The organism is Amycolatopsis sp. WAC 01376, assembly GCF_003947415.1.
In the GTDB taxonomy this organism is placed as follows: domain Bacteria; phylum Actinomycetota; class Actinomycetes; order Mycobacteriales; family Pseudonocardiaceae; genus Amycolatopsis.
Genome location: NZ_QHKL01000008.1, coordinates 437,281 through 463,345, shown reverse-complemented (window position 1 = coordinate 463,345; position 26,065 = coordinate 437,281). Strand labels below are relative to the sequence as shown.

Annotated in this window: 26 protein-coding genes; 15 read left to right on the top strand and 11 right to left on the bottom strand. The window is 69.1% G+C overall.

All coding sequences use genetic code 11. The annotated features are described in order from the left end of the window. Positions 1-117: 117 nt before the first annotated feature. The 3 genes from DMH03_RS35310 to DMH03_RS35300 all read left to right on the top strand — a co-directional run bounded on the left by DMH03_RS35310 (position 118) and on the right by DMH03_RS35300 (position 2,156). Positions 118-699: a hypothetical protein gene (locus tag DMH03_RS35310; protein ID WP_125796341.1), complete on the top strand. Its 582-nt coding sequence runs from the start codon at positions 118-120 to the stop codon at positions 697-699. 529 nt (positions 700-1,228) lie between these two features. Continuing rightward, on the top strand, positions 1,229-1,792 hold the full coding sequence (locus DMH03_RS35305; RefSeq protein WP_199749140.1) for a TetR/AcrR family transcriptional regulator: 564 nt from the start codon (positions 1,229-1,231) through the stop codon (positions 1,790-1,792). Position 1,793: 1 nt separating this feature from the next. Further along, positions 1,794-2,156, top strand: coding sequence for a tautomerase family protein (locus DMH03_RS35300; protein WP_125796339.1), 363 nt, complete (start codon positions 1,794-1,796; stop codon positions 2,154-2,156). Here DMH03_RS35300 and DMH03_RS35295 read toward each other — a convergent pair whose 3' ends face one another. Further along, positions 2,157-2,852: a CDP-alcohol phosphatidyltransferase family protein gene (locus DMH03_RS35295; RefSeq protein WP_125796338.1), complete on the bottom strand. Its 696-nt coding sequence runs from the start codon at positions 2,850-2,852 to the stop codon at positions 2,157-2,159. It abuts the gene before it with no gap. A 59-nt stretch (positions 2,853-2,911) separates the two neighbouring features. On the opposite strand from DMH03_RS35295, the gene DMH03_RS35290 reads away from it, so the two are divergent. Genes DMH03_RS35290 through ribA form a run of 5 tightly spaced genes read left to right on the top strand, consistent with a single transcriptional unit; the run spans position 2,912 to position 7,751 of the window. Continuing rightward, positions 2,912-3,892, top strand: coding sequence for a dehydrogenase (locus DMH03_RS35290; RefSeq protein WP_125796337.1), 981 nt, complete (start codon positions 2,912-2,914; stop codon positions 3,890-3,892). A 22-nt stretch (positions 3,893-3,914) separates the two neighbouring features. Further along, positions 3,915-4,313, top strand: coding sequence for a 6-carboxytetrahydropterin synthase (locus DMH03_RS35285; protein ID WP_125796336.1), 399 nt, complete (start codon positions 3,915-3,917; stop codon positions 4,311-4,313). Continuing rightward, positions 4,310-5,377, top strand: coding sequence for a glycosyltransferase family 4 protein (locus tag DMH03_RS35280; protein ID WP_125796335.1), 1,068 nt, complete (start codon positions 4,310-4,312; stop codon positions 5,375-5,377). Before DMH03_RS35285 ends, DMH03_RS35280 begins: the two co-directional genes overlap by 4 nt. Continuing rightward, complete coding sequence (locus tag DMH03_RS35275) at positions 5,374-6,192, top strand: class I SAM-dependent methyltransferase (protein WP_125796334.1); 819 nt, start codon at positions 5,374-5,376, stop codon at positions 6,190-6,192. The genes DMH03_RS35280 and DMH03_RS35275 overlap by 4 nt, the downstream gene beginning before the upstream one ends. Beyond that, positions 6,189-7,751 (top strand): GTP cyclohydrolase II, encoded by a 1,563-nt coding sequence (gene ribA / locus DMH03_RS35270; RefSeq protein ID WP_125796333.1) that lies wholly within the window; start codon positions 6,189-6,191, stop codon positions 7,749-7,751. Before DMH03_RS35275 ends, ribA begins: the two co-directional genes overlap by 4 nt. 86 nt (positions 7,752-7,837) lie before the next feature. On the opposite strand, the gene DMH03_RS35265 is transcribed toward ribA, so the two are convergent. Next, positions 7,838-8,533, bottom strand: a complete 696-nt coding sequence (locus DMH03_RS35265) for a creatininase family protein (RefSeq protein WP_125796332.1) — start codon at positions 8,531-8,533, stop codon at positions 7,838-7,840. Positions 8,534-8,551: 18 nt separating this feature from the next. Here DMH03_RS35265 and DMH03_RS35260 point away from each other — a divergent pair, with 18 nt between their 5' ends. The 3 genes from DMH03_RS35260 (at position 8,552) to DMH03_RS35250 (ending at position 11,308) form a co-directional block, all read left to right on the top strand. Further along, on the top strand, positions 8,552-9,340 hold the full coding sequence (locus tag DMH03_RS35260) for an inositol monophosphatase family protein (protein ID WP_125796331.1): 789 nt from the start codon (positions 8,552-8,554) through the stop codon (positions 9,338-9,340). Positions 9,341-9,421: 81 nt separating this feature from the next. After that, a complete protein-coding gene (locus DMH03_RS35255) occupies positions 9,422-10,516 on the top strand; it encodes a glycosyltransferase family 4 protein (protein ID WP_125796330.1) in 1,095 nt (364 codons plus the stop codon). Between the two features lie 54 nt (positions 10,517-10,570). Beyond that, positions 10,571-11,308, top strand: a complete 738-nt coding sequence (locus DMH03_RS35250; protein WP_125796329.1) for a GNAT family N-acetyltransferase — start codon at positions 10,571-10,573, stop codon at positions 11,306-11,308. Between the two features lie 128 nt (positions 11,309-11,436). Here the strand turns inward: DMH03_RS35250 and DMH03_RS35245 are convergent, their stop codons facing one another. Further along, positions 11,437-12,324, bottom strand: coding sequence for a LysR family transcriptional regulator (locus tag DMH03_RS35245; protein WP_125796328.1), 888 nt, complete (start codon positions 12,322-12,324; stop codon positions 11,437-11,439). 179 nt (positions 12,325-12,503) lie between these two features. Between DMH03_RS35245 and DMH03_RS35240 the strand changes: the two genes are divergently transcribed. From DMH03_RS35240 to DMH03_RS35225, 4 genes are read left to right on the top strand one after another with little or no spacing between them, the layout of a single operon-like run. Then, positions 12,504-13,439 carry an SDR family oxidoreductase gene (locus tag DMH03_RS35240; protein WP_125796327.1) on the top strand — a complete coding sequence of 312 codons (936 nt, stop codon included), beginning with the start codon at positions 12,504-12,506 and terminating at the stop codon, positions 13,437-13,439. Positions 13,440-13,471: 32 nt separating this feature from the next. Further along, a complete protein-coding gene (locus DMH03_RS35235; RefSeq protein ID WP_125796326.1) occupies positions 13,472-14,206 on the top strand; it encodes an SDR family NAD(P)-dependent oxidoreductase in 735 nt (244 codons plus the stop codon). A 30-nt stretch (positions 14,207-14,236) separates the two neighbouring features. Beyond that, on the top strand, positions 14,237-14,860 hold the full coding sequence (locus tag DMH03_RS35230) for an NADPH-dependent F420 reductase (RefSeq protein WP_125796325.1): 624 nt from the start codon (positions 14,237-14,239) through the stop codon (positions 14,858-14,860). Positions 14,861-14,898: 38 nt separating this feature from the next. Continuing rightward, positions 14,899-15,783, top strand: coding sequence for an NAD(P)-dependent oxidoreductase (locus DMH03_RS35225; protein ID WP_125796324.1), 885 nt, complete (start codon positions 14,899-14,901; stop codon positions 15,781-15,783). Between the two features lie 343 nt (positions 15,784-16,126). Here DMH03_RS35225 and DMH03_RS35220 read toward each other — a convergent pair whose 3' ends face one another. The 8 genes from DMH03_RS35220 to DMH03_RS35185 all read right to left on the bottom strand — a co-directional run bounded on the left by DMH03_RS35220 (position 16,127) and on the right by DMH03_RS35185 (position 26,031). Beyond that, positions 16,127-17,098, bottom strand: coding sequence for an LLM class flavin-dependent oxidoreductase (locus DMH03_RS35220; protein ID WP_370311015.1), 972 nt, complete (start codon positions 17,096-17,098; stop codon positions 16,127-16,129). Positions 17,099-17,238: 140 nt separating this feature from the next. Then, positions 17,239-18,684 carry a glycoside hydrolase family 3 protein gene (locus DMH03_RS35215; RefSeq protein ID WP_125796323.1) on the bottom strand — a complete coding sequence of 482 codons (1,446 nt, stop codon included), beginning with the start codon at positions 18,682-18,684 and terminating at the stop codon, positions 17,239-17,241. A gap of 3 nt (positions 18,685-18,687) precedes the next feature. Further along, complete coding sequence (locus tag DMH03_RS35210; RefSeq protein WP_125796322.1) at positions 18,688-19,518, bottom strand: carbohydrate ABC transporter permease; 831 nt, start codon at positions 19,516-19,518, stop codon at positions 18,688-18,690. Continuing rightward, complete coding sequence (locus DMH03_RS35205; protein WP_125789286.1) at positions 19,515-20,501, bottom strand: carbohydrate ABC transporter permease; 987 nt, start codon at positions 20,499-20,501, stop codon at positions 19,515-19,517. The genes DMH03_RS35210 and DMH03_RS35205 overlap by 4 nt, the downstream gene beginning before the upstream one ends. Further along, positions 20,498-21,790: an extracellular solute-binding protein gene (locus DMH03_RS35200; RefSeq protein WP_125796321.1), complete on the bottom strand. Its 1,293-nt coding sequence runs from the start codon at positions 21,788-21,790 to the stop codon at positions 20,498-20,500. The genes DMH03_RS35205 and DMH03_RS35200 overlap by 4 nt, the downstream gene beginning before the upstream one ends. Before the next feature lie 307 nt (positions 21,791-22,097). Then, the gene (locus tag DMH03_RS35195; RefSeq protein ID WP_125796320.1) at positions 22,098-22,520 is read right to left on the bottom strand and encodes a DoxX family protein; all 423 of its coding nucleotides are present in this window, start codon (positions 22,518-22,520) and stop codon (positions 22,098-22,100) included. A 577-nt stretch (positions 22,521-23,097) separates the two neighbouring features. Beyond that, the gene (locus tag DMH03_RS35190; RefSeq protein WP_125796319.1) at positions 23,098-25,155 is read right to left on the bottom strand and encodes a hypothetical protein; all 2,058 of its coding nucleotides are present in this window, start codon (positions 25,153-25,155) and stop codon (positions 23,098-23,100) included. Positions 25,156-25,233: 78 nt separating this feature from the next. Further along, entirely contained in the window at positions 25,234-26,031 is a 798-nt protein-coding gene (locus tag DMH03_RS35185) for a thioesterase family protein (protein WP_125796318.1), read from the bottom strand. Between the last annotated feature and the right edge of the window lie 34 nt (positions 26,032-26,065).

The window sequence follows — 26,065 nt, the reverse complement described above, 5'->3', positions numbered from 1 at the left end:
CCGTTTCCGTGGTCCCCGGTGAGAACCTTCCTCGCCGCTGACGGGACCAAAGCCTCCTGTCGCTCCGGCTCTTCCCGGCGCACCCTTGTCGGTGGGGGACCGGTGAAGGAGGCCGTCGTGTCGCTGATCTTCCTGTGGCGCCGGATCCACCTCGGCCGGAATCCGCTCGCACGCGGCTGGGACCGGATCGAGGCGGCGATCCTCGTCGGCGGCGTCGTGACCGCGCTGCTCGGTGTGCCGCTGGCCGCCGCGGCAGGCTCGGAGGCCTACGCGACCATGATGGCGCGCTCGGCTCTCGAAACGGCCACGCGTCATTCGACGACCGCGTTCCTGCTCGAAGACGCTCCGCCGGCACGCGTCGGCCTCGATGGGATCCCGTCCGCCGAGACGGCTTCGGTCGCGGCTCGCTGGGCGTTGCCGGACGGGAGCTTCCGGGAGGCGCGCGTGACCGCCGACCTCGGCGCTTCGACGGGCGATTCGGTGACAGTGTGGCTCGACGAGTCCGACGCCGTGGTCGACCCGCCGGTGATGCCGCTCGACGCGACCAGTACGGGGATCGGTGTCGGGGTCGGGGTGTGGCTGATCGCGGTGACGCTGCTGGCGGCGGGGTATCTGCTCGCGCGGCAGCTGCTGAACCGGGCGCGGGCGGCGGCGTGGGACCGGGAGTGGGAGCGGTTCGGGCAGGACTCGCGCTCTTGACTTGGCCTAGGTAGGGCTTGAAGTACATGAAGGGGTCCTTCCTGTACCTAGGCGCAAGGAAGGGGGCCTTCATGTACTCGGAAAGGGCCTTCACGCGCTTTGGGTGTGAAGCGTGAGGTCATTGGGGCGCGTGTGGCGACTTGGCGGTCCGTGAGGGCCTCCTTCCCTACTTTGAGGGTAGGGAAGGAGGCCCTCACGGACTTAGGCGCAAGGATGGGGGCCTTCAGGTGCTCGGAAAGTGTGAAGGTCGAGTTTCCTCGGCTGAGCCGAGGGAAGGGGGCCTTCACGCGCTTTGGGTGTGAAGCGTGAGGTCACTGAGGCGCGTGTGGCGACCTGGCTGTCCGTGAAGGCCTCCTTGAGGGGACCCAGATTCCCTCAAGGAGGCCTTCACGGACCGGTGCGCGCAGGTAGTCGACGAACTGCGGGAAGTGGTCGCTGACCTGCGGGTTCTCGCGAAAGTGATAGCAAAGGTCCCTTGCTCCCGCCGCGCCACCTTGTCTCTGTACCTACTGGTATGTACGGTCAGGAGGTGGACAAGAGGGAACGGCTTATCGAGAGCACTCGCGAGCTTCTGTGGGAGCGCGGGTACGTCGGCACCAGCCCGAAGGCGATCCAGGAGCGGTCCGGCGCCGGCCAGGGCAGCATGTACCACCACTTCCAGGGCAAGTCCGATCTCGCGCTCGCCGCGATCGGCCGCAGCGCCGAGGACCTGCGCGCCAGGGCGGAGGCCGAGTTCTCCGGGCCCGGCACGGTCGTCGAGCGCATCACCGTCTACCTGCGCCGCGAGCGCGACGTGCTCAAGGGCTGCCCGGTCGGCAGGCTCGCCCAGGATCCCGACGTGATGGCCGACGCGGATCTGCGCAAGCCGGTCGAGGAGTTCTTCGGCTGGCTCACCGGTCGCCTTGCCGAGCTGCTCGACGAGGGCCGCGCGGCTGGCGACCTCGATGCCAAACTCGACCCGCTCGCGACGGCGACCGTGCTGGTCGCGGTGCTGCAGGGCGGCTACATCCTCGCCCGCGCCGCCGGCTCCCCGGACGTGTTCGCGAAAGCCGTCGACGGCGCCCTCGGCCTGCTCGCCACCAAGGAGAACTGACATGCCCTTCGTCCGTATCGACGCCATCGGGACCGACAAGCTCGAAGCCCTCGGCAACGCCGTCCACGACGCGCTGGTCGAGACGCTCGGCATCCCGGCCGACGACCGCTTCCAGGTCCTCAACGGCCGGAGCACCCTGAAATACGACGACTACCTGGGGATCCGCCGCGACGAGGGGGTCGTGTTCGTCGCGATCGCCATGCGGAGGGGGCGCACCGACGAGCAGAAGAAGGCTCTCTACCGGCGGATCGCGGAACTCGCCGAGGAGTACGCGGGGACCGAGCCGCGGAACGTGCTCGTCACGATCACGGAGAACGATCCGGTCGACTGGTCGATCGGGAACGGCGAAGCGCAGTACGCGTGATCAGGCGGGTGCGGCGGCGAAGGAGTGCTGCTCCAGCAGCCACCACGTGTCGCGCCCGAACGACCACGTCAGCAACCCCAGCGCGCCCAGCGTGACCACGAAACCGGCCCAGAGCGGCAGGATCGTCGAAGCCACCGCGACCAGCGCGATGCCCTGCACGGCCGCGACCGTCTTGCGCGCCAAGCTCGGCGGCAGCGGCGAGTTCAGCCACGGCCACAGCTTGCTCGCGGCGACGAAGACGTAGCGCATCGCGCCGATCGTGAGCACCCACGGGCCCAGCGACTGCGCGACGACCACGCTCAGGATCAGGATCAGATACGCGTCGACCTCCATGTCGAACCGCGCGCCGAGCGGTGACGCCGTCCCGGTGCGGCGTGCGACCTGGCCGTCGACGGCGTCCAGGGCGAGCGCGACCGACGCGAGGACGACCATCGTGACGATCTCCCGGCCGGCGGTGTCGACGACGAGCGCGGTCACGCAGCCGACCAGTCCGGAGCGTGCCAGGGTCACGGCGTCGGCGGGGCCGAGGGAGCGCGCGGTGCTCCGGTTCAGGCCGTAGGTCAGGAATCCGCCCACCGCGAGGCCGTAGGCCGCGCCGGCGAGCCAGCCCAGCGTGCCCAGCCCGGCGACGGCGTCCAGCGTCCCCAGCAGCGCCAGCTGGACGAGGACCCCCAGGAAAATTCCGGGGTTGATCACGAGGCCTCCTCGTTATGGTGACGATGGCCCCCTCGAAGGGGCCGACATGAGAGGACACGATGGAACGCGCCTTCTGGTTCAGTGGTTCCGGTGGCGGTGAGCTCAGGCCGGTCACGCTCCCTCCGGTCGGCGACGGCGAGGTGCTGGTCCGCACCTTGTGCACCGGCGTAAGCCGCGGCACCGAGACGCTCGTCTTCCGCGGCGAGGTCCCGCCGAGTCAACGCGCGGCCATGCGCGCGCCGTTCCAGGAGGGCGAATTCCCGGGGCCCGTGAAGTACGGGTACCTCAATGTCGGCGTGGTCGAACAAGGTCCGGCGGAACTCGTCGGTCAGGTCGTCTTCTGCCTGTACCCGCACCAGACGCGCTATGTCGTCCCGGCGGACGCGGTCACGCCGGTGCCGCGCGGGGTGCCGCCGGAGCGCGCGATCCTCGCGGGCACGATCGAGACCGCGGTCAACGCGGTCTGGGACGCGGCGCCGAAACTCGGCGACCGGATCGCCGTGGTCGGCGCCGGAATGGTCGGCAGCAGCGTCGCGAAACTCCTGGCCGGCTTCCCGGCGACCAGGGTGCAGCTGATCGACATCGACCCGGAGCGCGCGAAGATCGCCGAGGCGCTCGGTGTCGACTTCTCGACACCGGAGGACGCGCTGGGCGACTGCGACCTCGTCGTGCACGCCAGCGCGAGCGAAGCGGGGCTCGCGCGGTCGCTGGAACTGCTCGCGCCGGAGGGCGAGGTCATCGAACTGAGCTGGTACGGCGACCGCCGGATCAGCGTCCCGCTCGGCGAGAACTTCCATTCACGACGGCTGGCGATCCGCAGCAGCCAGGTCGGCATGGTCTCGCCGTCCCGCCGCCTGAACCGGAGCTACGGCGACCGCCTGGCCCTCGCTTTGCGGATTTTGTCGGACCCCGTCTTTAAGGTGCTGGTCAGCGAGGAATGCCGGTTCCATGAACTACCGGACGTCTTACCGCGTCTGGCCTCGAATGAACCAGGAACGCTCTGCCTCCGTGTCACCTATCAGATGGAGGACACGCGTTAAGGGCACGACCGGAGGAGGTCCGTTGTTCAGTATCACCGTCCGCGACCACGTCATGGTGGCCCACAGCTTCCGCGGCGAGGTCTTCGGACCCGCGCAGAAACTGCACGGGGCCACCTTCGTGGTGGACGCGACGTTCCGCCGGTCGGAGCTGGACGCCGACAACATCGTCGTCGACATCGGCAAGGCGACCGAAGAGCTCAAAGCGGTGCTCGCCGCCCTGAACTACCGCAACCTCGACGACGTGCCCGAATTCGCCGGGATCAACACCTCGACCGAGTTCCTCGCCAAGGTCGTCGCCGACCGGCTCGCCGAGCGCGTCCACGCGGGCGCGCTCGGCGAGGGCGCCCGCGGGCTCGAGGGGATCGTCGTCTCATTGCACGAATCCCACGTCGCGTGGGCGAGTTACGAGCGTGCGCTGTGAGTGGCCTTCACGTCGTCCTGCCCAACGACATCGACGACGTGAGCGCGCCCAGCGGCGGCAACGTCTACGACCGCCGCCTGTGCGACGGCCTCGTCGCGGCGGGCGTGGAGGTCCACGAGATCGCCGTGCCCGGGAACTGGCCGCGGCCCGACATCGAGGCGCGCAAGGTACTGGCGCGCAAGCTCGCCGAACTGCCGGACGGTTCGGCGGTCCTGCTCGACGGGCTGGTCGCCTGCGGGGTGCCCGAGGTGATCGTGCCGTCGGCGCAACGGCTGTCGATCGCGGTGCTGGTGCATCTGCCGCTGGCCGACGAGACGGGACTTTCGCCTTCACTCGCCGCCGAACTGGACCGGCTGGAGGCCGAGACGCTCGGCGCGGTCGAGGCCGTGGTCGCGACCAGCGAGTGGGCGGCGCGACGGCTGATCGAGCACCACGACCTCGCTCCGCACCGGGTGCACGCGGTGCCGCCCGGGGTCGACAGGGCCGACGTCGCGTCCGGGAGCCTGGACGGGACGCAGCTGGTCTGCGTCGCCAACGTGACGCCTCGCAAGGGCCAAGGCCTGCTCGCGGACGCGTTGAAGTCGCTCAAGGATCTCCCGTGGAACTGTGAATGCGTCGGCGCCATCCGCCGCGAGACCCGCTACGTCGAACGCCTGCGGCGACACTCCCTCGGCGATCGGTTCACCCTGACCGGCCCGCGGTCCGGCGAAGCGCTCGAAGCGACGTACGCGGCCGCAGACCTTCTCGTGCTTCCTTCGCGCGCGGAGACCTACGGCATGGTCGTCACCGAGGCGCTCGCACACGGCATTCCCGTGCTGGCGACCGCCGTCGACGCCCTGCCGGACACGCTCGGCCGGTCGCCCGACGGCAGTGTGCCCGGGATTCTCGTCCCCGGCGAGGACGTCAACGCGCTGGCCACGGCCCTCCGCCGCTGGCTCACCGAGCCCGATCTGCGTGACCGTCTTCGCGCCTCCGCCCGCCTTCGACGCGAGACGCTGCCCGGCTGGGACGAGACGGCCCGCGGTGTCGCCGCCGTGCTGCTGAACGAAAGGACGGCGGCATGACCAAGTACGCCCCCAGCTGGCTTCGGCTGCGTGAAGACGCGGACGCCTCGGCCCGCGCGACCGAGTTGATCGAGCCGGTCCGGGCGTTCTTGCGCGAACAGGACGAAGTCGTCATCCGGGATCTCGGCTGCGGCACCGGTTCGCTCGGCCGCTGGCTGGCCAGGCGCCTGCCCGGTCGCCAGCGCTGGATCCTGCACGACCGCGACCCCGAACTGCTCACCCACGCGCTGGCCCGCACCAGCCGTCCGGAGCACGCGCTGGACGGAAGCGAAGTCACCGTCGTCACCGAACAGCGTGACATCACCGAGTTACGCGCGGAGGACCTCGCCGGGACCTCGCTCGTGGCGGCGTCGGCACTGCTCGATCTGCTCACCGCCGAGGAGATGTCCCGGTTGGCGGAGGCGTGCGTCGAGGCGGGCTGCGCGGTCCTGTTCACGTTGAGCGTTTCGGGCCGGGTGGTGCTGTCACCCAAGGACAAGTTCGACATCGAGATCTCCGACGCCTTCAACGCGCACCAGCGCCGGGTGACCGACGGCCGGTGGCTGCTCGGCCCGGACGCGGTGGACGTCGCCTTCGGGGTGTTCGAACGGCTCGGTGCCACCGTGCGGCGCGCGCCGAGCCCGTGGCGGCTCGGGGCGGATCAGGCCGCGCTGACCGCGGAATGGCTCACCGGCTGGGTCGGCGCCGCCTGCGAGCAGCGGCCGGAGCTGGCGGCGGACGGTGACACGTACCTGCGGTGGCGGCTCGCGCAATGCGCGGCCGGTGAGCTGAACGCGATGATCCAGCACGAAGATCTCCTGATGGTGCCGTCGTGAAACGGTTCTGGCCCTGGCTTCGGATCCTCGGCGCGCTCGGCATCCTCGGCGTGCTCGTCTGGCAGCTGGGCACGGGCGCGTTCCTGGACGGGCTGCGTGAGGTCGACGCCGGCGGTGTCGCCGCCGCGCTCGGGATCGGTTTCGCCACCACGGTTTTCAGCGCGTGGCGGTGGTGCCTCGTCGCGCGACGGCTCAGTCTCCGGTTGTCGCTGCCGAGCGCCGTCGGCGAGTACTACCGAGCGTTGTTCCTCAACGGGGTCCTGCCGGCGGGAGTGCTCGGCGACGTCAATCGCGCCGTGCAGCACGGCCGCGAGTCCGGCGACGTCCCGCGCGGCGTCCGCGCGGTGGTGCTGGAGCGGACGGCCGGGCAGATCGCGGTGATCGGCGCTTCGGTCGCCGTCGTACTCGGCACGCCTTCCGTGGTGCCGCCGCCGATGAACGGGGCCGTCACGGTCGCCGGGATCGCGGTCGTCGCGCTCGCCCTCGCGGCCGTCGCCACCGGGATGACGGCGGGAAAGCGGTGGATCCACAGTGGATCGAAATGGCGCCGCGGATTCGCCGTCACCCTCGCCGACGTCCGGCTGGGCCTCCTGACCAAGGAGACCTGGCCCGGCGTGAGCCTGCTTTCGCTCGCCACCCTTGCCGGGCATCTCGCCCTGTTCGTCGTCGCCGCGCGCGCGGCCGGGATCACCGCCCCGATCGGTGATCTGCTGCCGCTGCTGATCCTCGCCCTGCTCGCGATGGGGCTGCCGCTGAACATCGGCGGCTGGGGCCCGCGCGAAGGCGTTTGCGCGCTGCTGTTCGGCGCGGCGGGCCTCGGTTCGGCGCAGGGCGTCACCGTGGCCGTGGTCTACGGCGTGCTCGCGCTCGTCTCCAGCCTTCCCGGTGCGGGCGTTCTGCTCGCGCGCTCGGTCATGAGTCACCGAACAGACAGGAGAAACGCGATGACCGTCGAGAGGGTCGTGGAGACCCGACTGCCCACCCGTTACGGCGTTTTCCGCGCATACGGTTACCTGGACGCCGACGGAACCGAGCAGATGGCGCTGGTGCACGGCGACGTCGCGGCCTCCGGCACGCTGGCGCGGGTCCATTCGGAATGCCTCACCGGAGACGTGTTCAGCTCGATGCACTGCGAATGCGGCGACCAGCTGGCCGCCGCGTTGCGCGCGATCGTCGAGGAGGGCGCCGGAGTCCTCGTGTACGCCCAAGGCCACGAAGGACGCGGAATCGGCCTGCTCGCGAAGCTGAAAGCGATGCGGTTGCAGGAAGACGGGCTCGACACCGTCGAGGCGAACATCGCGCTCGGGCTGCCCGTGGACGCGCGCGACTACCGTGCGGCGGCGGAGATCCTGACCGATCTCGGGGTGAGATCGGTGCGGCTGCTGTCCAACAACCCGGCGAAGGTCGACCAGCTGGAGCTGCACGGGGTCGTGATCAGCGAGCGGGTGCCGTTGCTGGTCACGCCGAACGACGAGAACCTGCGCTACCTGCGGACGAAACAGGAACGGATGCACCATTTCCTGCCGCATCTGGACGCGATCGAGTCGGTGGGCTCCTGAGGGATTCCGGCGGCGGGAGCGCTATGAAAGGTCCTTTCCTAGCAAAATTTGCTAGGAAAGGACCTTTCATAGCACGTGAGGGTGGGTCAAGCGAGCGCTGCCAGGGTCTCCCCGAAGCTCTCCACCAATGACTCCAGCACCAGCCGTCCCTTCTCCGCCGTCGCCAGCGAAGGCTGCCCCACCACGCCGGACTCCGAATACGGCCGCAGCCCCACCGTGAGCAGGTGCCGCCTGTCGTCGGCGAGGTGGTCCGCCTCCGCGAAACCGGGCCGGACCAGTGACGGATGGGCGTGCAGCAGAAGGGAGGTTTCCAGCTCGCCGGCGTGCATGTCGCTGTCCAGCGACGTCTCCAGCCCGGCCGCGTCGTGCGCCGCCTGCCAGCCCTCGGCACCGGGGAAGAGCGCCATCGGCGACGTCGACTCCTGGACCACGTTGGACAGGACGTAGTTGCCGCCGTGCGCGTTCACCAGCACCAGTTTCGGCACCCCGGATCGCCGCAGCGAGGCGGCGACGTCGTTCACCACGGCGTACAGCGTCGCGGCCGAAACGCTGACCGTGCCCGGCCAGTCCGCGTGTTCGTGCGAGCAGCCGATCGTGATCGGCGGGAGCCGCAGCACCGGGTACGCGGACGCGACGGCGTCGGCGATCGTCGTCGCGATCACCGTGTCGGTGGTCAGCGGGAGGTGCGCGCCGTGCTGTTCGAAAGCGCCGATCGGCAGCACCGCGATGTCGGCGCCTCGCGCGCTTTCGTCGGCCGTCGTGGCGGTCGGGAACAGGTCCATTCCGGCTACGGTACCCATATGACCGACCACGCCGCATTGTTGTCCGTCGCCGCCGAAGCCGTCGCCAAGGCGACCGGCATCATCCGCTCGATGACGTCGTTTTCCGTTGCCGCCAAAGGTGATCGCGATATGGTGACCGACGTCGACCTTGCCGTCGAGGACGCCGTCCGTGACTTCCTGACGCGGGAGACGCCGGAGATCGGCATCCTCGGCGAGGAGCGCGGGCACCAAGGTGACGAGAACCTGTGGTGGGCGCTCGATCCCGTCGACGGCACGGCGAACTTCGCGCGCGGGATCCCGCTGTGCGGTGTTTCGCTCGGCCTCGTCGACGGGTTGAAGAGCACTGTCGCGGCGATCTCCCTGCCGTTCCTCGATGTCACCTACACCGCTGCCGAAGGCCAGGGCGCGTACGCGGGCGTAGAACGTCTCACGGCCTCGAAGGCGACGGAGCTGTCCGACGCGATCGTGTCGATCGGCGACTTCGCGGTCGGCGAGGGCGCGGAGGTCAAGAACCGCGTCCGGATGGCTTTGCTGGCCGAACTCGGCGGGCGCGTGCAGCGCGTCCGGTTCCTCGGCTCCGCGGCGATCGACCTCGCCTGGGTCGCGCACGGCAAACTCGACGCGAGCGTCATCCTCGCCAACAAACCGTGGGACACGATGGCGGGTGTCCTGCTGGTACGCGAGGCCGGGGGAGTGGTGGTCGACGCGGACGGCGGTGATCACACGGTGCGGTCGGCGGCCACCATCGCGGTCGGCGCCGGACTGCGTGACGACCTCGTGGCCGCGATCGCGAAGGTGAACGGGTGAAAACTTCGCGCCGCGAATTATGAACCGATCGGGCGCCGCGGCCGTGTCTCCTGATAAGGCGCCCGCATCTGGAGGTAAACCGTGTACACCTCAACCGTTCGTGGCACGGAGCCGGTGGTGTTCGTCCTGCCGGGGGACGTCGAGGAGGCCGGCGGCGAGTACGACCGCCGCATGTGCCAGAACCTCCCGGCCACCGGCCTCCCGCTGCTGGAACTGCCGATCGCCGGCGAATGGCCGATGCCGGGACCGCTGTCCAGGTCGAGATTGGCCCGTTCGCTCGCCGCGTTGCCCGACGACACCGTCGTCCTGATCGACGGCACGGTCGCCTGCGGGGTCCCGGAGATCGTGGTCCCGCACGCCCGGCGGCTGCGGCTGGCCGTCCTGGTCCACCGGCCGCTCGCCGACGACCCCGCGCTCGACCCGGCGCAGGCCGCCGAACTCGACGCGTGCGAACGGGAAACCCTGCGGCTGGCGGGCATGATCGTCGCCACCGGGCCGTGGCTCGCGCGGCAGCTGATCGACCGGCACGACCTCGACCCGACCCGCGTCTACGTCGCGACACCCGGAACCGACGCGGCCCCGCTCGCGGCGGGCGCGGACGGCGTCTCCCGGCTGCTGTGTCTCGCGCCCATGACCGCGCGCCACGGCCAGGACGTGCTCATCCGGGCGCTCTCGACCATCGACGAGCTGGCGTTCAAATGCGTGTTCGCCGGGGCGACGCACCTCGATCCCGCCTACGTCGACGAACTGCGCTGGACGGTCGAGCGGCTCGGGCTCGGCTCCCGGATCAGCCTCATCCGGCCGCCGGACGACCTCGACCTGGTCTACGACGGCGCCGATCTGCTCGTGCTGCCCGCTCGCGGCGGTACCTCCGGACTGGTCGTCGCCGAGGCACTGGCACGCGGGATCCCCGTGGTGGCCACCGAAACCGCGGGCGCGCACGACGCGCTCGGCACGGCGCCCGGCGGCGGGGTCCCCGGCATGCTGGTGCCGCCGAACAACCCGTCGGCGCTCGCGACGGCGTTGCTGCGCTGGTCGCTCGACGCCGAACTGCGCCATTCGCTGCGGACGTCGGCGCTCGCGCGGAGCAGCGTCCTCGAGGAATGGGACGTCGCGGCGGGCAGGCTCACCGACGTCCTGTCCCGGTTGCAGGCCACGCCGCGTCAGCTGGCTTGATCATCGCCCGGAAGCAGCTATCGGGCCGATGATCGGCTCGCTTGACTTGGCGGCATGCGAATCGTCGATCTTGCGTCCCGTCCCGATCTCCTCGATCCCGCGCTGAACCTCGGCGACGTCGGCGGTGAGTTCATCTACGCCGGATTCAGCGGCAAGATGATCACGCCGGAACGGTTTCTGCGCCACTGGGCCCGGTACTTCCTGATCGCGCTGGACGACGACGGCGAACCGATCGCGCGGGCGCTGTCCGTCCCGCTGACCTATCCCGCCGAAGACCGCCGCGAACTACCGGCGCACGGCTGGGACGAGGCGATCCAGTGGGCCGCGCAGGACCTCATGGACGGCCGCGCGCCGGACACCCTGTGCGCACTCGAAGTCGTTGTGGCGCCCCGAATGCGCGGGACCGGCCTGTCCACGCCGATGCTGAAGGCACTCAAGGCGCGCGCGGCCGAGACGGGACTGAAACGGCTGATCGTGTCCGTGCGCCCGATCGGCAAGGAGGACGAACCGGACGTCCCGATGGAGGAGTACGCCGTCCGGCGCCGCGAGGACGGGCTGTTCGCCGACCGCTGGCTGCGCACCCACGAACGGCTCGGCGCGCGGATGATCAAGGTGTGCCCGTTCGCGGTGACCATTTCGGGTTCGATCGCGGACTGGCACGAGTGGACCGGCGTCAAACTCGCCGACGGCGACAACGTGATCCCCGGCGGGATCGCGCCGGTGCACGCGAACGTCGAGCGGGACTGCGGGGTCTACGTGGAGGCGAACGTGTGGATGGAGCACCCCTTCTGAGCCCGGCCGGTGCGATTGGTCGTGAGTGGCCTTGCCCGTCCTTCATGTACTGGGGAAGGGGTGAAGGTCGAGTTTCCTCGGCTGAGCCGAGGGAAGGGGGCCTTCACGGACCCGGGGCCTGGCGCCACTCACGACTCCGCGCCCAAGGCGTAGTTCCCGCATTCCGCCGTGATCTCGGCCGTCGCTTGCGCCGCGGCGAAGAAGTCGTCGGCCAGCGGCGAGGTGCGTGAGGCCGCCATCGCGAGGCACACCTGTTCTGGCGCGAGTTCCGGGATGGGCACGTAGCTGATGTCGGGTCGTGAGTAGAACGCCGTCTCCGAACGCCCCACGAACGAGATGCCCCGGCCGGCCGCGACGTGCTCGAGCTTCTCCTCCACGCCGCGAGCCCGGAGCCCGGAGTCGGGGTGCGGGCGCCTGGTGGGCTGGGTGCCCGGGCCGGCATGCCAGACCAGCGGCTCACCGGCCAGGTCCGCCTCGGTGACCTCTTCCTTGCCTGCCAACCGGTGGTCGGCGGGCAGCACCACCATGAGCGGCTCGGTGTACAGCGGGGTCACGCGCAGTCCGGTCTCGTCGATGGGCAGCCGCACGAAGCCGACGTCGATGCGGCCGTCGAGCAGCATCGGGGCCTGGTCGTCCCATTCGATCCGCTGTACGTCCAAGACCACGTCCGGATGCCGGGCCTCGAACGCCCTTGCCGCCGGGATGACCGGGATGCCGGTCCGGAAGCCGACCGCGAGCCGCAGGCCGCCGCGGGCCGCCACGGTCACCCGGCGGCGGACCGCTTGCGCGGAGGCCAGCAGGGGACCGGCGTCGGCCAGCAGTTGCCTGCCCGCGTCGGTCAGCGCCACGCCGTGGCGATCCCTGGTGAACAGCGGGGCGCCGAGATCCTGTTCCAGCGCGCGGATCTGGCGGCTGAGCGCCGGTTGCGCGATATGCAGTTCCTCGGCGGCGCGGCCGAAGTGCAACCGGTCGGCGACGGCGAGGAAGTAGCGCAGTTTGCGCAGATCCAGATCCATGGCGCCTCCCGGTCTGGTGATGCCTTCAGGGTATCACCACGACCGAAAACGGTCTTGGACACCCAGTCGGGTCAATGGCAACCTGAATAAGTAACGGATGGGGCCGGAAAACGAATTCGAAGCAGGAATTCAGTGCCGTCCATCGCGTCCTTTTCCGGCTTCAGAAAGCAGGCACACCGATGCGCGTTTTCGTCACTGGCGGGACCGGTCATTCCGGTTCGTACATCATTCCCGAGCTCATCGCCGCCGGGCACGAGGTCACCGGCCTGGCCCGGTCGGACACCGCCGCGGCGGCGGTGTCCGCGCTCGGCGCGAAGGTGCGTCGCGGCGACATCGAGGATCTCGACGGGCTCAAGGAGGCGGCCGCGGATGCCGACGGTGTCATCCACGTCGCGCACCGGCAGGACCTGCTTCCGTCCGGCGGGATCGACGCCGTGGCCGCCGCTGAACTCCCGATCATGCTCGCGTACGGGGAGGCACTCGCGGGAACCGGAAAGCCTCTGGTCGCGGCGGGGAGCATCGGCTCGCCTGGGGACCTTGGCCGTCCGGTCACCGAGGAGGACCCGGCGCTTCCCGGCGGCGACGAGTACCAGGGCACGCTGCGGGTTCGCAACGTCGTGGAAGCCGCCGTGATCGGCCTCGCCGAGCGGGGAGTGCGGTCTTCGATCGTACGGATCGCCAATATCGCGCACAGCACGACCGACCGCGCCGGTTTCCTCGTGCAGTTGATCGCGCTCGCGAAGGAGAAGGGTTTCGTCGGCTACCCCGGAGACGGCGCGAACCTGTGGAACGCCGTGCACATCCGCGATGCCGCCTCCCTGTTCCGCCTGGCACTGGAGAAGGGGCAGGCCGGCGAATATTGGCACGCGATCGCGGACGGCGGCATCCCGCTCCGCGAGATCGCCGAGGCCATCGGCCGCCGTCTGGGCCTGCCTGCCGTGAGTATTCCCGCGGATGTACTGATGGTGCCGGGATATTTCGGATTCCTCGCGAACATAGTCACCCAGAACTATCCTGCGTCCAGTCTCACCACCCGCCGGATTCTCGGGTGGGAACCCACACAGCCCGGCCTGCTCGCCGATTTGGACAACGGCCATTACTTCTCCGCCGTCTGACGGCATTTACCCATTAATTCAAAGGAGTGATCGTGGGAAAGCTCGATGGCAAGGTAGCGGTGATCACCGGCGGATCCACCGGCATGGCGTTGGCAGGCGCCAAACTGTTCGTAGACGAAGGAGCGCACGTCTTCATCCAGGCCCGGCGGCAGGAAGCACTGGACGACGCCGTCAAGCTGATCGGCCGCAACGTCACCGCCGTTCAGGGTGACGCGGCCGATCTGGGCGACCTGGACCGCTTGTACGACACCGTCAGACGGGAAAAGGGCTCGATCGACGTGTTGTGGGCCAGCGCCGGGATGGGTGAACCCGCCGTTCTCGGGGAGATCACCGAGGAACAGTTCCACCGTGCCTTCTCGCTCAACGCGCGCGGCACCCTGTTCACCGTGCAGAAGGCACTGCCGCTGATCAACGACAACGGCTCGATCCTCATGACCGGATCCAACGCCTCCCTCGGCGCCTTCCCCGGCTGGAGCCTCTACGCGGGAAGCAAAGCCGTCCAGCAGGCATGGGCCCGCGTTTGGCTCAACGAACTGCGCGACCGCAAGATCCGGGTGAACGTCCTGACCCCCGGCCAGGTCGCCACCGCCAAACAGGAAGAACTGTTCGACGAGGCGACCAAGGACGCGTTCGAATCCCTCATTCCCCGCGGAAAGATGGGCCGTCCCGAAGAAATCGCCACCGTCGCCCTGTTCCTCGCCTCCGACGACTCCAGCTACGTCAACGGCCTGGAACTGGTCGCCGACGCCGGCACCACCGCCGTCTGAACCACTCGAGAACAGAAGAGAGCACACCTCATGAGCAGCATCACCCTCATCGGTACGGGGAACATGGCCCGGACCATCGGCACGCTCGCGGTCGCGGGCGGCAACACCGTCGAGGTCATGGGACGGGATCGGGCCAAGGCCGATGACCTGGCCAAGGCACTGGGCGGCGGCGCGGCGGCGGGCGAGTGGGGCGCCGTCCCGGCCGGGGACATCGTTGTCACGGCCCTGTTGGCCGACGGTGTCGTTCCGGTCGTCGCCGAGTACGGAGACGCCCTCGCGGGCAAGGTCATCGTCGACATCAGCAACCCCTTCAACGCCACGGCCGACGGACTGGCCCACCGCGAGGAGACCTCGATCGCGCAGGAAGCCGCCAAGGTGGCCCCGGCGGGCGCGAGCGTGGTGAAGGCGTTCAACACCGTCTTCCGCAATGTCCTGGAGAAGGGCAGGCCGAACGTCTTCATCGCCGGCGACGACGCGCGGGCCAAGACGGGCGTGGCGGCCTTCATCGAGAGCCTCGGGCTGCGCCCGCTGGACGTTGGCGGCCTGAAGATGGCGCACTGGCTGGAAGGAATGGGTGTGGTCACGATGGGCCTCGCCCGCAACGGGGTCGGCCACTGGGACTTCGCCCTCGGCGTCGACGAATTCACCGGCTGAGCCCCCGGCGCCGCCCGCCATCGGGCAAAGTAGGTCCCATGGGCATCTCCAGAGTCGGTTTCGCCGGGCTGGGCAGTATGGGTGGGCCGATGGCGGTGAACCTGGCGCGGGCCGGAATCCCGTTGCTCGTGTGGAATCGCACGCCTGGCCGGGCGGCGGAGCAGGTGGCCGCGGGCGCCGAAGCCGTCGACGACGCGGCAGCACTCTTCGAGCGGTGCGAAGTCGTGTTTCTGATGCTGAAGGACGCGGCCGCCGTCGACGCGGTGCTCGAGCGCGGAGGGCCCGCGCTGGCGGGCCGCACGATCGTCCACATGGGAACGACGGCGCCGGAGCATTCCCGCGCGATCGAGTCGGAGCTCCTCGCGGACGGGGCGAAGTACGTGGAGGCGCCGGTTTCCGGCTCGCGGGTTCCGGCGGAGGCGGGTGAACTGGTCGCCATGCTCGCCGGTGACCCGAAGGCGATCGAGGAGATCCGGGAGCTGTTCGGGCCGTTGTGCCGGGAAACCGTGGAGTGCGGGCCGGTCCCCAACGGGCTCCTGATGAAGCTGGCGGTCAACGTGCACCTGACCGCGGTCGTGACCAGCCTGGCTGAGACCGTGCACTTCGCGCGGACGCACGGGCTCGACCTCGGCGTGCTCGCCGGTGTCCTCGGCGCCGGGCAGCTGGCCAGTCCGATCCTGCGGGTCAAGGCGCCCAAACTGGTCGAGGAGGACTTCGCGCCGCAGGCCTCGATCGCGAACGTCCTGGCCAATGTCGAGCTGATCGCGGCGGCGGCAAGGGAAGCGGGACTCACGTTGCCGCTGATCGAGGCGTCCCGCGCCCTCTACGCCGAGACCGCGCGGCTCGGATTCGGCGACGCGGACATGGTCGCCGTCGTCAAGGCCCTCGAAGTCCACCCCAGGACGCATTCAGAGGACTATTGAGGGGTAAGGCGAACGTGGCGTAGCTCTGGACTGACCACGGGAGCCGGCCGCGTCTTGAGTGGGGGGTCGTGAGTGGTAACGAGCGTTCTAACGCTCATTACCACTCACGACCCCCACGCGAAATCACGCAAATACCCTAAACCGGGCATCCGCGCTCTGAAAAGCGTCCTTTGTGGATAGTCAAGGAGTGTCGCGGGCTCACTCGCGAGTCGCTGCCGCCGTCGAACCAGGTCCGAAGGCGTCCTTCACCGCATCAGACGCAGCGAAGGGAGCCTTCGCCCCACCACTGACCTCGCCTGGGAACACGCCACGTTCGCCTTTCCTCGCAATAAATGCGGTGGGGTCAGCCGCGCAGGGCCGACGCGATCCGGCCCGCGGCGGCGAAGGACTCCTCCTCCGGCTCGCCGAGCAAGGGGAGCAGGATGACGGATTCGGTCCCGGCCGCGTACAGCGCGCGGATCTGCTCGGCGCACCGGTCGAGCGTGCCGCTGATGCTCAGCCTGTCGATCCACTCCGGCCGCAGCCGTCGCGCCAGGTCTGCCCGGTCGGTGGCGGCCTTGACCTCGGCGAGGATCTCGGCGCCGAAGTCGAGCGGCTCCAGCGCCGGGCCCGAGTTCGGCCCGATCGCGGAAGCGACGTCGGCCCGGGCGCGCTCACGCGCCCGCTCGGGATCGGCGTCGAGGGACAGCCAGTTGTAGGCGGCGATCGAATGACCCTCGACGCCGATGACGTCCCGGGTCGCGCGCACGTACTCCGGCGTCGCCGGTTCGGCGAGGAGCGTCCCGTCGGCCACCCGCCCCGCGGCGGCGAGGGACTTCGGGCCGCGGACGCCGGCGATGAGCTTCGGCGGTATCGCGGGCGGGAACTCCAGCTCGACTTCGTCCAGCCGGACGTGCTTGCCCTCGAAGGAGACCCGCTCACCCGCCAGCAACCGCCGGATGACCGTCAGCGTCTCCTCGAACGCGGCCAGCGCCGACTTCGGCCACGCGTTGATCTGCCGCATCCAGCTCGGCACGCCGTGCCCGAACCCGACGATGAGGCGTCCCGGGTACAGCTCCGCCAGTGCCGCGATCTCCATCGCCGCGATGGCCGGATTCCTGGCCACCGCGGGCATGATGCCGATGCCGAGGGTGATCTTCTCGGTCGACGCCAGCACCGCCGACGCCGTGGCGATCCCGCCCGCGTAGAAGCAGTCCTCGACGATCCAGACCTCGTCCAGGCCCTCCTGCTCCGCTCGCTGGGCCAGACTCTTCAGCCGGGCGGCGGGCAGTTCGCGCGGGATCCTGACTCCGAGCCGTGAAACCAAGTCGATCATCTCCTGGGCCGGGTACCGATCTTCAGCGACTACAACACCCCGGTTCCCGCACCGCAACCGAATAACGCAATTAGTCCTCTGAATGCGGTACATGCATACGCAAGTACCGCATTCAGAGGACGAAATGCGACAGGGTCAGGTCAGGCCAGGTACTCCGCGGCGGCGCGGAGGCTGACGTAGGACCCGCTGAACGTGTCGATCCGCGGCCCGTCGCCGGTGTCCGGCCCCGGCACGCCGGTCTCGACCCGGATGTAGTCCACGCCTGCCTCCCGGAGCCAGTCGAGGAACTCGCGCACCTCGGGGTGCCGGTGCGCCTCGCGCGTCACGATCACGAGGTCGCGGGCACCGTGGACGGCGTCGATCGCGGTCGCGATCTCATCCGCGGTGACCTTGAGCGCGCGCGTGCCGGGCACGAGTTCGGTCAGATGCGAGCCGAGCCCCCACGGCATCGGGCCCGCCGCGATGATCGGCTCGGTCTCGATGTCGATCACCAGCGGCGGTCCGGCCAGCTTCGGCGAACCCTGGATCCGCAGCGCCTTGCGCGCCGCCTCCAGGCCGAGCCGGTGGTCGACCGGCGAGATCGGCGTCGACACCGGGGGAGCGCCGAGCGCGGCGACCCGTTCCGAAGCCTCGGCCAGCCGCTCCAGCGGCAGCTCGCCGGCTTCGACCGCGGCCGCGATGACCGCCGCGATCCGGTTCAGCTCGTCCTCTTCGAACGACACGCCACCCAGGCAGAGCGCGTCGGCGCCGGCGATCAGCGCCCGCACCGCCGCCCGGCCGACGCCCTCGGTCTTGCCGAGTTCGCCCGCGACGGCACCCATGTCGAGCGCGTCGGTGATCACCGCGCCGGTGAAGCCGAGTTCGCCGCGCAGGACGTCGGTGAGCGCCTTCGGGTTGAGCGTCGCGGGCAGTTCACCCCACGCGGGCACGACGAGGTGCCCGGTCATCACCGAGCGCACGCCTGCCGCGATCGCGGCCTTGAACGGGACGAGCTCGATCGCGTGCAGTTCCGCCTCGGTCCGGGGAAGCACCGGCAACGCGTGATGCGAATCGTCGGTGGCCGCCCCGTGCCCGGGGAAATGCTTGGCCGACGCGGCGACGCCGTACTTCTGCAGACCGGTGATGTACGCCGCGACATGCGGCGACGCCTTCACCGGATCCGAACCGAACGCCCGGACCCCGATCGAGGGATCCTCCGCCGCCAGGGTCAGATCCGCGCACGGGGCGAAGTTGATCGTGACCCCGCAGGCGGCCAGCCGCTCGCCGAGCGCCGCGGCGACCGACGCCGTCAGCTCGACGTCGTCCGCGGCGCCGAGTGCGAGCGGTCCCGGGACGAACGAGCCGGTGGCGACGTCGAGCCGGGTGACGTCACCGCCCTCCTCGTCGATGCCGATGAGCACGTCGGGCCGTTCCGCCCGCAGCTGCTCGCTGAGCGCGGCCACCTGCTCGTCGTCGACCACGTTGCGGCCGAACAGGATCGCGCCACCGAGGCCTTCGGCCACCTTGCGCCGCAGCCAATCCGGTGCGGTCGTGCCGTCGAAGCCCGACACGAGAACGGATCCGGCCAACTTTTCCGGTGAAGACAACGCTTATCCCTTCACTGCGCCTGCGGTCAGGTTGGACACGAGCTTGCGCTGGACGAGGATGAAGAACACCAGCGCGGGCACGGCGTAGATCACCGACGCCGCCATGATGCCGCCCCAGTCCACGGAAAACGCCGTCCGGAACGACGAAAGCCACACCGGCAGCGTCTGCTTGCTCTGGTCGCGCATGAACACGAACGCGAACAGGAACTCGTTCCACGCGGTGATGAAGCTGAACACCGACGTGGTCACCAGTCCCGGCGCGAGCAGCGGCAGCGTCACCCGGCGGAACGCGCCCGCCCGGCTGCAACCGTCGATCATCGCGGCTTCTTCCAGGTCGTACGGGATGCCGTTGACGAAGCCGTAAAGCATCCAGCACGTGAAGGGCAGCGTCGCCGCGAAGTACACCAGCAGCAGCGAAGGCAGCTGGTTGAGCAACCCGGCGTCCCGCATCAGCAGGTACATCGGGATCAGCAGCGCCTCGAACGGTGCGAGCTGCGCGACCAGCACCAGCATCAGGAAACCCTTGCGCCCGCGGAAGCGCATACGGGACAAGGTGACCGCGGCCAGTACGCCCGCGACGAGCGAGCACAGCACCGCGCCGATCGTGACGATCAGGCTGTTGGCGAGATAGGTGGTGAACCCGGGTTTCGTCAGCGCCGTGATGAAGTTTTCGAACGTCACCGAGAGCGGGATGAGGTCGTAGTTCGGTGACAGGACCTCGCCCGGCGTCTTCAGCGACGACGTGACCATCCAGTACGTCGGGAAGACGAACAGGAGGGCCACGATCACCCCGAACGTGCCGAGGCCGATCCGCTGGATCAGGGACTTCTTCATGACAGGTCGGCCTCCTTCGTGCGCACCAGCAGCTGGACGTACCGGGCGGTGAGCAGGATCAGCACGAGCATCATCAGCAGCGCGGCGGTCGCCGCCAGGCCGAAGTGGTTGCCCGCGAGGCCCTTGAGGTACATGTAGACCGGCAGTGTCGTGCTGGCGCCGTCCGGCCCGCCCTGGCGGATCGCCCACACCTGGGCGAACAGCTTGAAGTCCCACAGGACCGACAGGAACGTGACCATGGTCAGGATCGGCCGGATCGCGGGCCAGCTGACCGCCCAGAACGCCTGCCAGGCGTTCGCGCCGTCGATGCCCGCGGCCTCGTACTGCTCCTTCGGGACGCCGAGAAGCCCGGCGTACAGGGTGAACGCCACGAACGGCACGGCCTGCCAGACGACCAGCAGACCGATGACGGTCAGCGTGCTCGGCCCGGTGGAGAACCAGGAATGCCCGATGAACCCGTCGAAGCCGAGTTTCGCGAGCGTCTTGTTCAGGATCCCGTACTGCTGATCGAAGATCCACTGGAAGACCGTGGTCGTCGCGAGCACCGGGGTCGCCCACGCGAGGATCAGCGCGACCTGCAGGACCACCCGGACGACCGGGTTGAGATGCCGCATCAGCAGCGCCATGAACAGCGCGAGCAGCAGGGTGGTGATCACGACCGCGGCGGTGAACACCAGCGTGCGGACGGTGATCTCCCAGAATTCGGGGTCGGAAAGGATCTCGGAGAAGTTCTCGAACCCGACCCAGACCATCTCTCCGGAGACCAGCTCACGGAGGTCGAGCTTGCGGAAACTGATCCCGATCAGCTGCAGGGTCGGCCAGCCCAGCAGGACCAGGATCGCGACCAGCGCGGGGAGGATCAGCAGATACGGCGCCGTCCGTTCGCCGAGACGGAGGCGCCGATTGGACTTCGGCGGCTTGATGCGCGGCGAAGCCGGCGGGGAGGACCCCGCCGGCGTCGTCACATCTTTGGTAGTGGTCATCCGCCGATGAGCTTGTCGAGCGCTGCGTTGGCGTCGGCGGTCGCCTGGTCGAGCGATTTCGTTCCGGTCAGGTATGCGGTCAGCATGTCCTTGATGGGGTTCTGGCCCGATTCGACGTCACCCCACTTGGGACTGGTCGGCACGGCGCGGCCGTTCTTGGACGCCTCGGCCATGACCTTGGTGAGCGGGTTCGCGTCGAGCGCGGACACGTCGGTCGAGGTACCGGGGACGTAACCGGCCTTGGCCAGCTCGGTCTGGTACTTCGGGGTGGAGAACAGCTTGATGTAGTCCTTGGCCGCGGCCGCGTTCTTGCTGTTGGCCGGGATGACCAGGTTCGAACCGCCGAGGAAGACCGGGGCCGACTTGCCGGCGGCCTTGCCCGGGATCGGGAACGCGCCCGACTTCTCCTTGATCGACGGGTCGGTCTTGGCCGCGGTGTCGACCTCGCCCGGGACACCGATCATCATCGCGACCTTGCCCGCGCCGTAGATACCGGCCTGCTGCGGGGTGGCCTCGTCGGCGTCCTTCGGCGCCTTGGTGCCCGAAGCGTCGGTGAGCTGCTTGTAGAACTCGAGCCCGGCCTTGGCCTGCGGGGTGTCCAGGGTGGACTTGAAGGACTTCCCGTTGGCCTGGGCGATGTCGCCGCCCTCGTCCCAGATGTAGGACAGCAGCTCGTACCAGTTCTGGCCGGGGTGGTAGACGGCCTGGAACTCGGGGTCGCTGCCGAACTTGGCCTTGAGCTTGGTGACCGCGTCGAGCCACTCCGCGCGCGTCTTCGGCGTCGCGGTGACACCGGCCTGCTCGAACATGTCCTTGCGGTAGATGACCTCACGGTTGGCCGCGTAGAACGGGACGCCGTAGGTCTTGCCGTCGTACTCGCCCGAAGCCTTGAGGCCCTGGAGCCACTGGCCGCCGTTGAAGTCGGCGACACTCGAGCTCAGGTCGGCGAGCACGTTCTGGTTGGCGAACGCGGGCGTCTGGGTGTTGCCCAGTTCGATCACGTCCGGCGGGTTGTCACTGGCCAGCGAGGTGGTCAGTTTCTGCTGGATGCCGTTCCACTGCTGGATCTCGTACTTGATCTTGACGCCGGGGTGCGCGTCTTCGAATTCCTTGTGGAGCGAGTTCGTCAGAGATTCGGGGGCGGTCCCGGTCATGAGCCAGACCGTGAGCGTGCCGTTCGAGGCCGGAGCGCTCGAATTCGTGCTGTCGCCACTGCCGGAACCGGCGCAGCCCGCCGTCGCGAGGGTGATGGCCGCGGCGCCCGCAGTCATCTTGAGCCAGCGCTTCACTCGTGCCGTCCTTTCGATGCCCGACCACGATGCCGGGCTCCCACAAAATGGTGTAGACCAATGCGGGCAGCGTGGTACGTACCACTCCGACTGTCAAGCAGGTGGCCGGTTCGTTGTAAACGAGCCGCAATCTTTCACCTTGAGTGAGTGCGTGATCACGCTGATGACCGGATTTCGGCGCTGCCGTCAAGTGCTCGCGAGGCGCGCTGACATGCGGTTTTTCGTTGACCGTCCCGGTGATCGGTGCATTCGGCGGGAGGTGGTTGCGACGTTCGGAGGAAGACGGACGCGCGTTCGCCGAGAAGGGCTAGCGGTCGTCCTCGTCCTCGGCGGGCGGCTCGATGCCGAGCAGCGCGCGGGTCTGATCTTGCAGGAACCACGCCAGCGTCGCGGAGACGATCAGCAGGATCAGCGGGAGGACCGGGCCGCCGTTGGTGAGGATGAACAGCTCCGTGACGCTCGCGCCCAGCATGACGCCCGCCAGCAGCAACGCCGCCGGCCCGCCGAAGCGGGGGATGAGCAGGCCGATCGCGCCGCCGACCTCCAGCACGCCGGTGACGTACCGGAGCCACTGCCCGAGCCCGATCTCGGCGAAGGTCTGTTCGGTGTGGCCGCCCGCGAACAGCAGGTAGCCGCTGTAGAGGAACTCGGCCGCGAGCGCGACGCGCACGACCCACAGCACGATCGAGCCGAGGGGCAGGCCGCGGGTACCGCTGGTTCCTCCGGACATGCCGGGGATCTTTCTCCGGGGCGGGGCGACCCGCAAGCCGCATTCAGAGGACTAATTGCGGTGGTCGGGTGGGTCGTGAGTGGCGTTTCGGGTTATTGATGGGTAAGGCAACGTGTCGTGTCTGGGGCGAGACGGCGGGCTGGGTGACGTGGCACCGTACTCGCGCGTTCAGACTCCGCACACCCGAGTGCAGAATCCAGGCACGCGAGTCACGCCTTGCCGAAGTACATGAAGGCCCCCTTCCTTGCGTCTAGCGCAAGGAAGGGGGCCTTCATGTACTTCACGACCGGCGCCGAGGTCACAGCAGCCCCACTGTCCCCAGAGATCACAGCTGACGGGTGGCGAAAGCCTCCTTCACTACCGTCAGAGTAGGCAAGGAGGCCCTCACTACCAGGAGAACGCCTACGCAGAAGCGGACACCGGCCCCGCGCCACGACACGTTCGACTTACCCTCAATAGAACCCGAAACGCGACTCACGACCCACCCGACCCTCTCGGTACCGGCGCCCTGGTCGCCTTCACGGACCAGCCCTGCGCAGAGCCGCATTCAGAGGACTAATTGCGAATCAGGCACGGGTCACTTTTGTTCGCCGAGGAGTATCTGTTCGAGCAAGAGGTCGACGTCGCGGGCGGACTCCGCTTCGCCTATCCGGTGGAACGTTTCGGCGGCGCGCAGCGCGCGGCGGGCGGCTTCCCGGATCCGGCCCGCGGCGCTGAGCACGTGGGCGGCGACGTGGTCGAGTTGCGCGATGAGATGGTCCCTGGCCGGTGCGGTCTCGGTTTTCACGGCGTGGACGGCGTTTTCCGCGACGTCGAGCGCGGTCAGCGCCGCGTCGAGGTCGCCGGACCGCAGCCGGGAAAGCGTCGCCGCGTTTCGGCAGGTGGCGGCCACGTAGCCGCCGCCGATCGCCACCGCCGCGTCGGCCGCCCGTGCGTAGAAGTCGGCGGCGTTCGCGCCGTAGCCGAGCAGGTCGAGTTGTTCGGCGGCGGCCATGCTCACCGAGATGTAGGAGTGCCCGGTGTCGCCCGAGGCCTCGAGGATTTCGGCGAGGACGGCGTATTCGTTGAAGGCGCGGGAAGATTCGCCGAGCGCGCGGTAGGTGTCGGCGTACATCCACCGGCAGCGGTGGTCCCAGTCCGGTGATCCGGCGAGCAGCGAGATGGCGCGGGGTGCGACGTCGAGCACCTCGTCGAAGCGCCCGGCGCCGTGCAGTGCGCTGACGAGGACGTACCAGTGTTCCGCGGTGTCCTTGCCTTTCGACGCGGCGGCACCGAGGGCCGCGTACGCGTCGTCGACGGCTTCGGCGAACCGGCCGGTGCCGATCAGGGACAGCGCACGGAGGTGGCGGAGATGTCCGCGCAACCGTTCCGGGCCGCCGACGGGCAGTGTCGCGAGCAGGTGCTCCACGAAGACGTCGAGCTCGTCGAGCGATCCTGTTCGCTCATAAGCGATCCGGGTCTGTTCGACGGCTTCGACGGCCTTTTCTCCGACGTTCCCGACGATGAAGGCGTCCGTCGCCGCCCGCGCGAGTTCCAGTGTGGTCACCGGATCCTCGCCGTCACCATTCCTCAGTGACGCTTCAAGGCACAGAAGGGTGCCGTGGAGCAAGGGATCGCCCGTTTCCCGAGCCCGCTCGGCTCCCCGTCGCAAGGCCTCGTACGCCTCGGCGGTGCGGCCCTGTCCGGAAAGGACGTGCGCCAGCCAGTGTTCGCCCCAGCAGGCGGCGTGATCGTCCGATCCCGCGCGCAACCGCGCCGCGGCCACCGTCGTCAGCGCGACCCCGGTCTCGGCCTGATCGTCGAAGACAAGCCACAGGCCGAGCCAGCATTGGTTGAGCAGGAACCGGTTCTCGTCGCCCTGTCGCCGGAATCCGGCGGCCGCCTCGCGCAGTCTTTCCTCGGTGTCGTCGCCCTGGAAGAAGATCGCGCGCAGTTCGGTCAGCCGCGGCACGAGCTCGTCCGGGACGTCCTCGATCGCGGCGAGACAGGCTCGCGCCTCTTCCGGTTCGCACCGGTGGTTGTGGATTTCCGCCCGGACGACGAGTTCCTCCGCGGACAGGCCCGGCGGGGGCAGGATCGGGACCCGGGGGAGCGCGGAAGGCAGGAGCGGGACGAATTCCGCGACCGGTTTCGCGGCCATCTTCGCTTCGGCGTGCGCGGTGAAGTACCCCGTGTGCTCGCGTCCGTCGAGTTCCTCCGCTTCGACGAACGCCGCCGCCCGCATTCGCACGTTCAGCCTGCTCAACGAAAGGCCGTCGTACGGGCCGTTGAGAACGAACCGGATCTCGCCGTATCCGGTTTCTGTCAACCGGCGGGTGAGCAAGGCCGCCGAGGCGAAGAATTCGAGCCTGCCGACGGCGTCCGAATGATCGCCGACACCGTCCAAAAGCGACAGAAGATCGAGACCGAGGTGCTCGTTGCCGGTGAGGGCGCAGAACTCCAGCCGCAGGGCGTGGTCGCCGTAGCGGAGCGGCGCCCCGGACGAGGCCCTGGTCACCCACCGATAGGTCGACGCGGCCTGGGCGTATTTGCCCGCCGCCGCCAGCGGCACCAGCGTCCGGCAGAGCCGGGTGATCTCGGCCCCGTCGGAGCCGGCGGAGTCGTTCTCGCCCGCGCGGCGTGGTTCCACTTCCATGGTTCTGCCCCCAGAACAATGACGTCGACGCCGGATCTTAACTCCCGGCGTCGCGTCATGGTCCTGCTTTCGGGTGGTTCAGGGCACGCGTACGGCGGCGATTTGGGTCGCCTGCCCGATCAACCTGTTCTTTTCGTCCCAAAGCTCCGCGACTTCGTCCATCCGGTCGCCGCCGACCGCGCCCGCGCGCATCCGCACCCGCACCGGGCCGGGTGCCGGCAGCCCGCGCAGGTACGCGGTGAACTGGACGGTCGGCGCCCAGCCCGCGATGCCGAGGTCGTAGGAGATCGGCGGCACCGGGTCGAGCGCCACGAGCAGGCTCACCGGATCCCAGTCGGTGCCGTCGGCGAGCCGCAGCCAGGACGAGATGACGCCTTTCCGGGACGGCTGTCCCACCGCGAAGCCCGCCGAGGCCGGGTCGATCCGCTGCTCGACGACGTCCATCAGGCCGATGCGGAACCCGCCACCGCCGTCGGCGGGCACGGGCAGGCAATCCTGCTCCGGCGGGATCTCGACCGGGTCCACTCCGGACCACCACGCGTCGCCGTCGGTCAGGACGCCCTGGGTGATCAGGGCCTCGGTGCAGGGCGCGCCGTGCTGGCTCAGCCGCGCACGCAGTTGGGTGAGGCCGCGGCCCTCGCGCAGCACCTCGACTTCGACGACCGCCGGACCGGGCTCGGGCGCCACCGAGAACGAGCCGCTGATCGCGGTCAGATGCGGATGCGAGGAGACCTCGGCGGCGGCCTTGGCGAGCACGGCGAGCAGGTAGCCGCCGTGCAGCTTCGTCCCGATCGTCCACTGTGGATCGAGCTCGGTGTCGAATACCGGGTCTTCGCCCCGGCGGAGCAGGGCGGTCGCGGTCTGGAAGTGCGCCATGCCCCAAGCTGACACCGTCAAGTTGACGGTGTCA